Genomic DNA, 13,640 nt, shown 5'->3' on the forward strand with positions numbered 1-13,640 from the left:
CCAGGCTACGCCTCCCGTGTGCGGGGATCGGAAATCTCCCTGATCCCGTCTCCCACCAGGTTGAATGCCAGCACGGCCACAAATATGGCCAGGCCGGGGAAAGTAACATACCACCACTGGTTAAGAAAGAAGTTGCGCCCGATGCTCACCAGCAGCCCCCACTCAGGCGTAGGGGGCTGCGCCCCCATCCCCAGGAACCCTAAAGACGCCGCAGTGAGGATCACCCCGCCGAAGTCCATGGAGGCCTGCACCACCACCGGAGCCATGGTATTGGGCAGGATGTGGCGCCAGATAACCACCCAGGGCTTGACCCCCGCCGCGCGGGCGGCCTCCACGAACCCCCGCTCCCTCACCGAGAGGGCCTGGCCCCGGATGAGGCGGCTGTACCAGGGCCACCACGCTATGCCGATAGAAATCATGACGTTGGTCAGGCTGGGACCCAGCATGGCGCATATGGCCACCGACAGTAACAAGGGCGGAAAGCTCATGAACACGTCGCACACCCGCATGAGCACCTCGTCCACCGTTCCCCCGAAGAACCCGGCCGCCAGGCCGACGGGCACCCCGATGAGCAGGGCCAGCCCGATGGCAATGACCCCCACCGTCAGGGATATGCGGGAGCCAAACAATACCCGGCTGAACAGGTCGCGCCCCAGTTCGTCCGTGCCAAACGGGTGCTCCCGGCTGGGCGTAAGCAGGGCCCTCTCCGGATGCACGTCGGTACCGGCATCCCCTGGATAGGGCGCCAGCCAGGGGGCGGCCAGCGCCACCAGGATAAGCAGCAGCACCACCGCCGTGCCGGCCACCGTCAGGCGGTTGCGCCGGAAAAGGTACCACGTATAGCCGAGCCCCGCCCTCCTGCGCTCTTGACTGTTGTGATCCGGTGTGGCGTCCGGAGTGCGCGTTGCCTCGTCGCTCATGTCATCCCTCCAGCCGGATGCGCGGATCGAGCCAGGCCAGGATGAGGTCAACCACCAGGTTGACAATCACGTAGGTACATGCCACCACGATGGTGACTCCCATGATGGCGGGGTAGTCCGCCGAGAGGATGGACTGGGAAGCGTACTGCCCCAACCCTGGCCAGTTGAAGACGCTTTCCACCAGGAACGTCTCCGCCAGGGAATACGCGAAGGTGAGCCCCAGTACGGTAATGGTGGGCCCCAGCGCGTTCTTGAGGGCGTACCGGTAATACACCACCGGGCGCGGGATGCCGTACGCCCGTGGCACCACGATGTACTCCTCGCTCATCACCTCGAGGAGAGAGGAGCGGGTCATCCTGGTGATGAGCCCCAGGGGGTATGCGGCCATGGTGACGGCCGGCAGCACCATGTGGCTGAGGGCGTTGCTGAATACCGGCCAGTTACCCGTAAGGAGGGAGTCCAGCAAATACGACCCGGTGATGCGGTGGATGGGATAGGTGAGCCGCACCACGGTGTCCACCCGGCCCCCCAGGGGTAGAATCCCAAGGTAGCCGAAAAAGAGCAATTGCAGCAGCATGGCCAGCCAGAAGGTGGGCACCGAAACCGCCCCGATGGACAGCAGCCGGGCACCGTGATCGGGCAGCCTATCCTTGCGGGTGGCGGAAAGGATGCCCATCGGCACCCCCACCGCCACGGCGATCAACATGCCGCTCAGTATGAGCTCCAGCGAGGCGGGCAGGAAGGCGCGAATATCCGCGATGACCGGCCGGTGGGTGCGGATGGACCTGCCCCACTCCCCCCGCAACAGGTCCCCCATGTAGCGCAGGTACTGCACGTACAGCGGCTTGTCCAGGCCCAGCTCTACCCGGGCGCGGGCAATCTGCTCCGCGGTGGGGTGGCCTCCCACCCAGCGCGCCGCGGGGTCGGAGGGGATGACCCTGGCGATGAAGAAGGTCACCAGTGTCACCCCACATAATACCGCAACTCCCAGCAGCAACCTGCGAACAATATACGCTCTCAACCCCTGCCGTACCTCCCGACCGTGTCACGATAAGCGCCACTTCCTCCCGACAGCGTCATCTCTTCCGCCAAGGCCTCGCCCTCCCCACCAGGTCGGCCAGGTTAAGAGCTACCGCCAATGGCTCCAGGACGGGTACGTCCAGTCTCTCGGCTACCGCGTGGGCCATCTTCGCCATCGCACCGCAGCCCAGCACAATCACCTCCGCCCCCCGTCCTACCAGATTCCGGGCTTCCGAGAGGATTGCTTCCGCCGTGACGGCCTCGTCACTGGAAAGTTCCAGGACCCCTATGTCGATCCCCACCGCACCCGCCAGCCGATGAGTCAACCCCATCTCCCTGACCTGCAGCTCGGCCCAGGGGCCGGCGTTCCGCCCCGTCGATACCACCCCGAAGCGGTGCCCCAGCAGCAGAGCCAGTCTGCAGCTGGCCTCTGCCAGGCCAATAGCAGGTCTGCCCGTGGACTCCCGCAGGGCCAGCACGGCCGGGTCGGCGAAGCAGTTTACCACACTGACGTCGAATGCCCCGCCCTCACCGCGCGCTGCCCGCACCACACCGGGACGGGCACATGCCTCCTGGTAAAAGGTTTCTATACATCGCGGTCCTGCGCTGATGTCCTTCACGTTTGCCCTGGTCCAGGGCGGCAGCACGGTGCGAGCATATTCCGGTACCCATGATAGCAGGCCGGGCGAGACTACCGGATTCACCAGCAAAACATCTACGGGATCAGGATCCCCGCCGATCCTGCCGCCAGGCCCGCCCGCGAACACCCCTGCTTGCTCCCCAGGCCCGCTGGTACCTTCAGCGCCGCAACCCTGGATCCTCCCAACCCGCGGCTCCCGGTAAGGGGCATACAGGCCCCCCCGGTAATGGGACAATCCCAGCCTGGCCAGGACCTGCGCGGCCCGGAAGGCAAGGGCCATCGGCTCCAGCACCACCAGCCCCATCCCCTCCAGGACGGCAGCCACCCTGGGGGCAAGCGGGGCCAGGCCGGTGCAGCCCAGCACCATTACCTGGGCGTTCGCCTCCTCGTGGGCGCGCAAGGCGGCCCGCACCGCGCACTCCACCGTGCGGTCGGGCTGGCGTTCCAAATCCGCCACCGCCACGCCCAGGGGGTAAACGCCGCCCACCGTCCCCTGCAGACCCAGGCGACGCACGTAACGGCGGAACATGACCGCGGCGGTCTCGTCGGGAGCCAGCACCGCCACCCCTTCCCCGAAAAGGGGAGCCAGGGCCAGGGCCGTCTCGCCCGCCCCCAGCACCGGACAGGCGAGGAGTTCGCGGCCGGGGGCCAGGCCGGGGTCGGCGCAGCAGTTGATGACCACGGCGTCATACGCGTCTCTGCCCGGGCCCCGTTCCGGTGCCCCGCCCGCCTCCGCCAGAGCGTCCAGCAACGCCGCTACCCCGTACTCGGCCTCCACCAGCCTCGTCTCCCTGTCCACCGCCGGGGGCCCGTACCTCAGGCTGGCCACCCGTACCTCGTCCCCGGGTGCGACGAGGGAACGGAGGTATGCCTCATCCTGGGCGTCCCAGACGTCCGTCCCCACGGGATTGACAAAAAGGTACCTGGCCACACTCGTCCCCCCAGTACCGGCCCCTCCCCGGCCTTGCGTCACCCTGCCGGCTCACGCCCACCCGGACATCTCCGCCAGGACTCCGGCGCGCAGAATGACCTCTCCGTCCAGGAAAAGGGTAGGTGACATGATGATGCCGTCGACGTGCAGGGGAACCTGCACGTGCCCGCCCATGCTGGCGTTGTCCCCGAAGGCCACGTGAACCGTACCCAGGACTTTTTCGTCCTCGAGCACGTTCCCGCTCACCGTGGCCAGGTCGTTGGTACCGATCCCCAGCTCCGCAAGGTTGGCAGCTCCCTCGCCCACCTCTTCCATGAGCCGCCTCAGTTCGGCGGCCACCCGGCCGCCCTCGATCCGCACCGCGCGGCCACCTTCCAGCCATACCCGCACGGGTTGATCCACTCGCACGTCCAGCAGAGATCCATCGATCACCACCACACCCTCGGCCGTTCCCTCCACCGGGGCGATGTAGGCCTCTCCGGCGGGCAGGTTCCCGAAGCTCCCGGGGGTCAGGTAAAGCCCGGTGTCGGCATGACCCACCCGCCCGGCCAGAGACATGGTGACGCCGGTACCACCGGCACTCACGATGCGGGCCCTCCCCGCCCGGGTGAGGAGGTCGGCCAGCGTCGTCGCTCGCCGGGCCACCAGGTGGTAGTCGGCGGGGAGCACCCTGGCCATCATATCCGCCGTTATCCCCGGCATAGAGGCGACGCGGGCCCCGCGCGCACAGGCCTCCCGTCGGGCGGAAGTGTGGGACAGGGAAAAGGTGGTGGGCATCACCACCACGTGCGCGTGAGCCATGGCAGCGGCCACCGCGGCGGGCGGCTCCTCCCCGTCCCGGTTGCGCACCTCCATGAGCACCAGAACCGGCTCCGCACCCAGTTCCCGGGCAGCCCGGCGAAATGCTTGCCCCAATTCGAGGCTGGGCGCGTCGCAGACCACCGCCACCACCTCGCCCGGCTTCACCCCCAGGCACACCTGGAGGGCCCGCCGGGCTCCTGCCATCACGTCCACCGCATCCATATCCCTCACCCGCCCCGCGCAGCTCTGCCCAGATCCTCCAGTTCCGGGCCCACCACCCGGCCCCGGTCCAGGATCTGGACCCCATCCAGCCACACAGATGAATTGAGGCATATCCCGTCGCAGTGCGAGGCGGCCCGGATGCCGTCGGGCGGGACATCAATGGGGCTCATGTAACCGATGCCCCACTCCGTGCACCCCCACACCCGCTCGTCTTCCAGCACGTTTCCCGTGAGCCTGGCCCCAGGGTTAAACCCGTAGCAGACGTGGCCGAGCCGGAGCATATTGGGATCCCGGAAGGATTCCAGCCAGGCCCGGAACTCCTCCGCCTGGGGGCCACCCGCGATGGAGACTATGCGGCCCTCCCGTATCTCGAGGGAAATCGGCGCCTTGAGAATGCCCAGAGGCGGGCACAGCGACCCGTCGAACACGATGGTTCCTTCCACCGTCTCCAGCCGGGGGGACCAGCCTACCTGCCCGGCCAGCATCCACACGCCGGGGGTGGACGCATCTCCCCAGTCACAACTGATGAAGTGGTCAGGCCCCACGTTCTGGAATGACACCTCCGTGCCGGCAGGGGTGGTGATCCGCACACTGGTGGCCCGGGAGGTCAGGTCGCGCACCTTCTCCAGGAAGCGACGCAGGGCGGCCGTGTCCACGCGACCGACAGCCCTCACCATGAGGTCCGCAGTCATGCCGCACAGGCACAGGTAGCGCAGTTCCGGGTTGGCGGCCGTAGCATGCTCGTATACCCCCGAATACAGCAGCCACTGGAGGTTATACTCCACCCAGGCCTGGGAGGATGCCACCGCCCGGGCCAGAGCTTCTACGGGAAGGTCGGGGTCGGCCGCCTTACCCACCCCGCGGGGAGTCGCCACTTTCAGGACCAGGGGCTTGCCCCCCGAATCCAGCACCGCGGCGGCCGTGGCCCGCACCACCTCCTCGTCACTCAGCGTGTCCGCCGTGATGGCCACCACTTCCCCCGGCTTGACCCGCAGGGACTCCCGTACCAGCTTCCCGGCGGCCGCGCTCAACTCAAATTCGTAGGCGCCCATTGGTATCACCCGTCCTCGTGTCGGGCGTCTCTCCCAGACCGTGGCACCGGCAAGAGCCCTACCTACCCCTGCCGGGCGAACCGGCCGGGATCCCAGTCCACGTCGAACCCGAAGAAGCGAGGAACCAGGATACCCAGCCCCCGCTCGTTGAGCCACTCCCGGGGAGCGGGGAATCCGACCACCGCCACCTCCGTCCCCGCCGGGGCATGAGGATTGAGGATCGGGCTGCCGTCTTCCTGGCGGAGCACGCAGATGAGATCGGGAACGGTGACGTCCACGTGCCCGTCCTTCCAGGAGATGATGTTTTCGTTCTTGAACCAGATGCGGTACCTGCTACCCGCCCAAGCACCGGTACCCTCGAGTTCCATCTCCCCGAACAGGAAACCTTCCCTGTCTTCCCAGCGGGGATCGGTGCGCACCACACCCCGGAACAGGAGTTCCCCTCCGCCGGTCCGCACCACCGCCTCCACAGGATCCCGGCCCGCCTCCCAGGCTTCGCGCCGCGCCCGTCCCACCGCCAGGGCCCGCGTCAGTGCCCCCGGGATCACCCCGCCCGCTCGCAACTGCCCCACCCGAGCGGGGTGATCCGCCGTAGCCACCATCCCCCCGCTGGCCACGGCGACGGCCCGCACCAGGTCTTCCGCCCGGAAATCGTCCACCACCCGCTCGATGACCACGGGTTCCCCGAAATCGGTGCACAGGGCCAGCGGGTAGATAGGCAGCCCCTGCAGGTAGTACGTGGAGAACTGCAGGTCGGGAACAGCCCGACCCGCGGCATCGGCGTCCAGGAGGGGAATCCCGGCCCGGGCGGCCACGGCCATCCCCACCGCCGTGTTAAGCCCGCCGTACTCAATGGACACCAGGGCAGCAAACGGACGGCCCAGGTGCCGCTCCAGGGCGCGCATGGCCAGGTATGCGGGCAGCTCTTGGGGCCGTGGCAACCGGGCGAAGCGGGCGGATGCCTCCGGGCTTTTGGGAGCCGTGGAACCCGTGAAGTACACCGAGCAGGTGGAGGCGTCATCCGGCAACTCCTGTGGCGAGGCCAACCAGAACACCTGTCCCGCCTCGTGCTCGCGCCGCACCATCTCCCACCCCAGGGAGGGATCTCCCCCGCCGCCGGTGGCGAGCAGGGCACAACCATCCAGCACGTCCCTGGCTTCCTGGATCTCCAGCTTGCGCAACGAAGACCACCCCCAGGGAGGCTACTTTGCCTCCTCGCGATAACAGTCGTACCACCACACCGCGTGCGGATAGGCCGGGTTGTCTACGAAGCCTTTCAGCGACGCCGCCACGGGCCGCACGTACTCCAGGTCGTACAGGAACAGGGCAGCTGCGTCTTCCACCAGGATCTTCTGCGCCTGCACGTACTTGGCGATGGCCTGTTGCCGGTCGATGCCGGAAACCCGGCGCCCCTCCTCGATGAGCCGGTCGTACTCGGGATTCCTGTAGTAGCTCAGGTTGAAGACGATCTCAGGCTCGGAGTGGAAGAGGTTGACCAGGAAGCTGTACGGATCGGCGTAATCAGGCCACCAGTAAAAGAGGAAGATGTCCTGACGCTTCTGGGGGTCCGGATTCTTGGCGAGTTCCCACTGCTGCTCCCAGTTCATGACCCGGATTTCCAGGCCGATACCGAGCTCGGCGAAGGACGCCTTCATGAGTTCCGCCACCCTGCGCTCCTGGTCGTCCCCGCTGGTGTACGTCAGCGTCAGCTTCAACCCGCCCTTGCCGTAGCCGGCCTTCTCCAGCAGGGCGCGGGCCTTGTCCGGGTCGTACGCGTACTGGGGCACTTCCTCGGAGTAGCCCCACAAGCCCTTGGGCACCGGCCCGCGGGCCTGGGAAGCGTAACCGAGCATGACCGTGGAGATGATGTCCCGGTAAGGCACGGCGCACGAGATGGCCCGCCGGACATCCGGGTTGTTCAGCGGCTTCTTCTCCGTATTCAGCATCCCCAGGAGGTTCTGGAAGGAGGGGGTCACCACCACATTGACCTTGGGATTCTTCTGCAGGTCGGCGATTTGATCCAGGGGAAGCTGGTTGGTGTAGTCAGCCTGCCCCGCCTCGATCATCTGGCGGCGGGTGGTGGGTTCGGTAACCTGCTTGAACACCACCTTGTCGAAGTGCTTACCTTCCCACCCTCCCCAGTAGTCGGGGAACTCGGTGAGCACCAGGTCCCCGGCCTTGTCGTAGCTCTCCAGCGTGTAAGGACCCGTGCCGGCCTCATGCCCGGCCGCGAACCAGTCCTCCCCGTGCTCCTTCACCGCCTGGGGGTCGAATACATGGGCTCCGTACCCCGAAGAAACGACGAGGTCAAGCGGAGCCGGGTACTTCAGCTTGAACACCACCGTGTACTGGTCGGGCACCTCTATCCTGTCCACGGAATCCCATATGAAGGACGCTCCCTTCCCCCGCTGGATGGTGCGTTCGATGGAGTACTTCACGGCATGGGCGTCCACGGCATTGCCGGTGTGGAACTTCACACCCTTGCGGATGTGGAACGTCCATTCCAGCCCGTCGGGAGAATGGGAATAGTCCGTGGCCAGCACCGGGGTGAACTTCTGAGCGATGGGGTCGTAGCGGAGCAGGGTCTCGTACATGTTGTTCATGGCGACGATCTCGTTGGAGAAGCTGTCGCTCGGGTCCCAGAACACCATTACCTCGCTCGAGTTGGCGTAGACCGCGACCTGGGGTTTGGCCGGCTGCTGGGCCGGCTTGCTGCAGGCAGCCAGCAGGGAAACTGTCAGGATCACCACCAGCAGTGGGCCTAACCTACCTTTGCGCCCGTTCATCCCTGTCCCCCCTTTGCTTGCGCGTGGGCCGGGCCCGCACCCCGGCCCGGCTCACTCCGGGTGTCCTGTGCTCCCCCGCTCGCCCGCCGGGCTCCGCCGCATGGGCCGGCTCTCTCCCGGCACCGGGGCAGGTGCCAGTACCGCTGGACGGGGCAACACCGCAACCCGTTTGGTTAGCGAGTGTTCTGCAGCCGTGCCTGGCATCCTGCCGTCCTGGTCCTCCCTTTTGCACCAAAAGTGGGTCATTGCCTTGTCCGATATACACAGGGAAATACCCCGGGCAGCGCGAAATCACCCTCAGGGGGACTGGCCGTGGCCATCAGTGTCATGGAGGCGCTGCGCATAGGCAAACTCCAGCGGGCCCGTGTTCTGGCCGGCCGCCGGGGGCTCGGCAGGCTCATCGAGCACGTGGACGTCATCGAAATGCCCGAGATCGACCCCTGGGTACGAGCGAACGTCCTGTATCTGACCAGCTTCTACGCCATCAGGGACAATCTACGGACCCAGCAGGACCTCATCCGTTACCTGGCCGCGCACGGGGCAGCCGCCATAGCGCTCGATACCAAGAGCTACCTCAACGGTGCTCCCCCGCAGGTACTCGAGGTGGCGGAGTCGTGCGATTTTCCCGTCATCGAGATCCCGGAAGACGCCAGCTACATCGACATCATCACTCCGGTGCTGGAAGCGGTGTTCACCCGCAAGCGCAGCCGGGACGATTTCCTGGAAGACCTCCTGGAGGGCAACGTCAAACCCGAGGCGATCCAGCAACGGGCCAGGTACCTGGCCTGGAAGCTGGATGGCAAGCGCACGGTGCTCATCGTTGACCTGGACGATTTCCAATCGTTCTGCCTGTCAGGCCGCCTCTCCGAGCGGGCCATCCAGGAATTGAAGAGGCGCTTCCTGGCCGTAGTGGCGGAGACCACCCACAGGACCCTGGCAGGAGAGCACGTGGTGGCTCCCCGCAGCGACAGCGTGGTGATCCTGGCCCAGGTACCCGACGATAACCTATCCCCCACCTCCCCCTATCCCTGCCCCCTGCCCCCCGCCCCGCGGGCGACCATCGAGGACCTGGCCCTCAGGGTTAAGCAGGCGGCCGCGCGTGTCCTGCCCGGTCTCACTCTCTCGGTGGGGATAGGCCTCTTGTGCAACTGTCCCTCCCAGATCGCAGAAAGCTTTGCAGCCGCCGGAGATGCCCTCAACATCAGCCTCGGGCTGGCGGGAGGCGACCGCATCGCCTTTTATCAGGACCTGGGGATACATCGCCTCTTGCTGAGGATCGGACCGCAGGCGGAACTGGAGCGGTTCGTGAGCGAAGAAATCGGCCCCCTCATCGAACACGACCGCCGCCGGGGCTCCCAGCTTGTGCGCACGCTGGAAGTATTCCTGGACAGCGGATGTCACCTGGAGAGGGCCGCTTCCCGGCTCTACGTCCACCGGAATTCGCTCAAGTACCGCCTTACCCGGATCAAGCAACTCTTACGGCTGACCAGCCTGGAAGGCGAACGCCTCGCCTCCCTCGCCTTCGCCGTCAAGGCCCATCGCATCCTGACCGAACGCAACCGGGCCGATGCCCGATGACCCCGCTGCGAGGCAAGCGATTGCGCCGGCACCCACCACACCTCACTCGGGCCCGCTGTGCATGGGAGATGTTAGGGGTATTTCCAGTCGTTGAAGGAATTGGTCGGTGCGTGTAGTATAATTACAATAATGGCAGAACACGGCAGAGGAGGTGAAGGCATGCGTAGAGTTGCGTTGGTGTTGCTGGCCCTGACCTGTGCGCTCGTGCTGGCCGCCCCGGTGGCCGCCGGAGAGAGCCTGGTGCCGGCAGCACCCATTGGGGACGCGGCAGTCCCGGTCCAGGCGCCCGGGGCAAAGGCGCCGGCGGAAGGGGCACCGTTACCTTTCCTGGGCGACCGGGACGGGAACGGTCTGGCAGACGACCTGGATGAATGCCTCACCGGGGTCGGTCCCGGGGAAGGCGTCCCGGTGGTGGTGGTCCTCAGGGAGGCTCCAGAGGAAGGTGTGATGGCTCGGGTCGAGGAAACCGCCGGCGGGTTCCAGGTGAGGACGCAGTGGAAACACGCCCTCAACGGTTTCGCCGCTACGCTCACCCGTGGCCAGATTGAAGCGCTGGCCCGCAGCCCGCTCGTGGCGCGTATCGACCGGGACCGTGAGGTCCACGCCTTGCTGGATAAAGCGACGTACTGGACGGGCGTCAGGCAGGCGTGGGCTGACTTCGGGGTGACCGGTGACCGGGATGGCAACCCGGACTCGTACTCGAACAACGACGTGGTGATCGCCGTCCTCGACACCGGTATCGATGCCACCCACGTCGACCTGGACGGGGGCAAGGTCATTGGCTGGTACGACGTGATCAACGGCCTGACCAGCCCCTACGACGACCACGGCCACGGTACCCACGTGGCCAGCATCGCTGCGGGCACCGGCGAAGGGAACTCGGCATACCGTGGTGTGGCACCGGGGGCCGCCCTGGTAGGCATCAAGGTGCTGGACGCCAACGGCAGCGGCACTACCAGCGGGATCATCACGGGTATCGACTGGATGATCGCGAACAAGAGCACGTACGGCATCCGCGTCGGTAACATGAGTCTGGGTTCCAGTGGGTCGTCCGATGGTACCGACTCACTGTCCCTGGCCGTCAACAACGCCGTGAGCAACGGGATCGTCATGGCGGTGGCGGCGGGGAACTCCGGGCCGGCCACGTACACCATCGGTTCTCCTGCCGCCGCAGCCGATGCCATCACCGTTGGGGCGCTGTACGATCCCGGGGAGAAGGGTTGGGTGCTGGCTGAGTTCTCCAGCCGGGGTCCCACGGCCGATGGCCGCACGAAACCCGACATCTGCACGCCCGGACGTTATATAACGGCTGCACAGGCCAACTCCGGGAACGGCTACGTCACTTACAGCGGCACCTCCATGGCCACGCCCTTCCTGGCGGGCGTGGTGGCCCTGATGCTGGACGCGAACTACGGCCTCACGGACGCCCAGGTGAAGGACATCCTGTACAGCGGCACCAACGTGAAGGACTTCGGCCCCGCGGGCAAGGACATCGACTTCGGTTACGGCATCAGCCTCTGCTACAATGCCGTCAAGCAGGCGGGCGGGTACTCGGGTACCTGGAGCGATGGCCTCAGCTTTGGTTACGCTTCCGGATACCTTTCCGGCAGGGGTGATGCCGACTGGTGGCAGTTCGACGTCACCGATGCCTCCCGGCCGGTCGGCATCACGCTGGTTATCGTCGACTGGGCGGTGAACAGGGACTTCGATGTCTACCTGTACGATCCCGCGGGGACCCTGGTGGCTTCTTCCACAGGCACCAAGCGGCAGGAGCAGATCCTCTACCAGCCCACGGCTACCGGGACTTACCTGATCAGGGTCTATTCCTTCCTGGGCTCGGGCAGTTACTGGTTCAACGTGAGCTGGAAATAGGGGAGATCCAGGCCGGGCCAACGGCTCACAGAGTATGCACAGGCGCATCGCGGGACCGGGATGCGCCCGTGTGATCCTCCTTTAAAAGAAGTTGAACTCGGGGACGCCGGCTACTTGCCGAAGTTCACGCGGGGGGCGGTCTCGGCCCCCTCCTGGGCCTGGAAATAGGGCCGCTGGTCGAACCCCAGAGCCCCGGCCAGCAGGACGGTGGGGAACGTGCGGATTATGCGGTTGTACTGTTTCACCGCCTCGTTGTAACGCATGCGCGCCACGTTGATGCGGTTCTCCGTACCCGCCAGCTCGTCCATCATGCGGTTGAACTGCTCGTTGGCCTTCAGGTCCGGGTACCGCTCCACGATCACCAGCAGCCGGGCCAGCGCGCTCTCCATCTGGTTGGCCGCCTGCACCTGCTCGGAGGTGCTGGCCGCCCCGGCCAGCCTGGCCCTCGCCTCTGCGACGGCGGTGAACACCTCCTGCTCGTGAGCGGCATATCCCTTAACCGTCTCCACCAGGTTGGGGATGAGGTCATAGCGCCGCTGCAGCTGGCTCTCAATCTGCGCCCACTGCTCGTTGACCTGCTCGGACACATTCACCAGGCGGTTGTAGGTGGCGGCCAGCGTGCCACCGGCCGCCAGGAAGATAGCCAGCACCACGGCCAGGACCACCACAATCGTTCTCCGCAATCTCCTCACCCTTCCTCCGCTTCTTCCGGGCAGCGCGGGCCCGGTACTGTCAATCTGGTGTTGCCCGGTATCGAGCGTGGGCCCCCGCGGGCGGCACTCCCCGGCCCCGGGGTGCGGTCACCAGCCCCGGCCGGCTCCCCCGCCGCCGCTGCGCCCTCTCCCGAAGCCACCGAACTTGCCGCCCGAGCGTCCGGACCAGCCTCCCCCACCGAAAGGCCCCCAGAACGGCCCGCCCCGGCGGGAGGTACCCGTCCCGTACACGGGGACCAGCCGGGTCAGCACCCGCTTCTTCTCCCGCCGGTAGCCGCAGCGGGGACATGTGTACAGCACCAGGGCCGTGCCGGTGGCCAGCATGGTGGCCGGGGTCACCACCTTCTCCCGGACCAGCAGGCGGGCGTGGCAGGAAGGGCAGCGGGGTGAACCGGCGCGGGCCAGGACGTACACCAGGAAGATCACAAATGCTGCCATGCCCAGCCCGAACAGCACCGGGAAGGCCACCGCCGAAACCGGCGCGGGCCGGGCGGGCCCACGCTCCGCCTCCTCCGCCGGAGCGGCCCCGATTTCGGCCGCCAGGGCGCGGGCGCAGGCGGACAGCCCCTCGCCGTATCTGCCCTCCTTGAACGCGGGCACCAGGTAGCGATCCAGGATGGCACCCACCTTGCCGTCAGGGAGGACGCCCTCCAGCCCGTACCCCACCTCCACCCAGACCCGGCGGTCTTCCATGGCCGCCAGAATGAGGACGCCGTTGTCCCTGCCCTTTTTGCCGATCCCCCAGGCTTCGAACAGCCGCACCGCATACATCTGGATGCTCTCGTCACCGGTGCGCCGGACGGTGACAATGGCCATTTCCGCCCCCGTCCGGGCTTCCAGGGAGGAGCAGAACTCCTCCAGACTCTGCCGCTCGGCGGCGGAGAGCACCCCCGCAAAGTCGTTCACGAACCCGCTGGGCGCGGGCAATCCCCCGGACGCCCCCGGCACCGATACCCCCACCTCGGACGCGCCCGACCCGGGTGCCCCTGCCCCGGATGCCGCTGCACCCCACGTCTCCACCAGGGTCACCGTCACCAGGAAGGCAACTGCGAGGATCAGGGTGAGGGTGCGCGCCGCCCCGGACGCCGGGACCCTCTTGCTCACG

Annotated in this window: 11 protein-coding genes; 2 read left to right on the forward strand and 9 right to left on the reverse strand. The window is 66.7% G+C overall.

Going from position 1 to position 13,640, the window contains the following annotated elements:
• Positions 1-5: 5 nt before the first annotated feature.
• The 7 genes from QME70_03615 to QME70_03645 form a co-directional block, all read right to left on the reverse strand.
• Complete coding sequence (locus tag QME70_03615) at positions 6-920, reverse strand: ABC transporter permease (GenBank protein ID MDI6893694.1); 915 nt, start codon at positions 918-920, stop codon at positions 6-8.
• 1 nt (position 921) lies between these two features.
• The gene (locus QME70_03620; GenBank protein ID MDI6893695.1) at positions 922-1,941 is read right to left on the reverse strand and encodes an ABC transporter permease; all 1,020 of its coding nucleotides are present in this window, start codon (positions 1,939-1,941) and stop codon (positions 922-924) included.
• 55 nt (positions 1,942-1,996) lie between these two features.
• Positions 1,997-3,511: an aspartate/glutamate racemase family protein gene (locus tag QME70_03625; GenBank protein MDI6893696.1), complete on the reverse strand. Its 1,515-nt coding sequence runs from the start codon at positions 3,509-3,511 to the stop codon at positions 1,997-1,999.
• Between the two features lie 51 nt (positions 3,512-3,562).
• Positions 3,563-4,534, reverse strand: coding sequence for an aminopeptidase (locus QME70_03630; GenBank protein MDI6893697.1), 972 nt, complete (start codon positions 4,532-4,534; stop codon positions 3,563-3,565).
• 5 nt (positions 4,535-4,539) lie between these two features.
• Positions 4,540-5,586, reverse strand: a complete 1,047-nt coding sequence (locus QME70_03635; GenBank protein ID MDI6893698.1) for an aminopeptidase — start codon at positions 5,584-5,586, stop codon at positions 4,540-4,542.
• Positions 5,587-5,648: 62 nt separating this feature from the next.
• Positions 5,649-6,767, reverse strand: a complete 1,119-nt coding sequence (locus QME70_03640) for a DUF917 domain-containing protein (protein ID MDI6893699.1) — start codon at positions 6,765-6,767, stop codon at positions 5,649-5,651.
• Positions 6,768-6,788: 21 nt separating this feature from the next.
• Positions 6,789-8,372, reverse strand: a complete 1,584-nt coding sequence (locus QME70_03645; GenBank protein ID MDI6893700.1) for an ABC transporter substrate-binding protein — start codon at positions 8,370-8,372, stop codon at positions 6,789-6,791.
• A gap of 312 nt (positions 8,373-8,684) precedes the next feature.
• Between QME70_03645 and QME70_03650 the strand changes: the two genes are divergently transcribed.
• The gene (locus QME70_03650; GenBank protein ID MDI6893701.1) at positions 8,685-9,950 is read left to right on the forward strand and encodes a PucR family transcriptional regulator ligand-binding domain-containing protein; all 1,266 of its coding nucleotides are present in this window, start codon (positions 8,685-8,687) and stop codon (positions 9,948-9,950) included.
• A 159-nt stretch (positions 9,951-10,109) separates the two neighbouring features.
• The gene (locus QME70_03655; GenBank protein MDI6893702.1) at positions 10,110-11,822 is read left to right on the forward strand and encodes a S8 family serine peptidase; all 1,713 of its coding nucleotides are present in this window, start codon (positions 10,110-10,112) and stop codon (positions 11,820-11,822) included.
• A gap of 110 nt (positions 11,823-11,932) precedes the next feature.
• Here the strand turns inward: QME70_03655 and QME70_03660 are convergent, their stop codons facing one another.
• Positions 11,933-12,505 (reverse strand): LemA family protein, encoded by a 573-nt coding sequence (locus QME70_03660; protein MDI6893703.1) that lies wholly within the window; start codon positions 12,503-12,505, stop codon positions 11,933-11,935.
• A gap of 117 nt (positions 12,506-12,622) precedes the next feature.
• Positions 12,623-13,639, reverse strand: coding sequence for a TPM domain-containing protein (locus QME70_03665; protein MDI6893704.1), 1,017 nt, complete (start codon positions 13,637-13,639; stop codon positions 12,623-12,625).
• Position 13,640: the final 1 nt, after the last annotated feature.

It is taken from the genome of Bacillota bacterium, from assembly GCA_030019365.1.
GTDB lineage: Bacteria > Bacillota > Sulfobacillia > JACIYH01 > JACIYH01 > JACIYH01.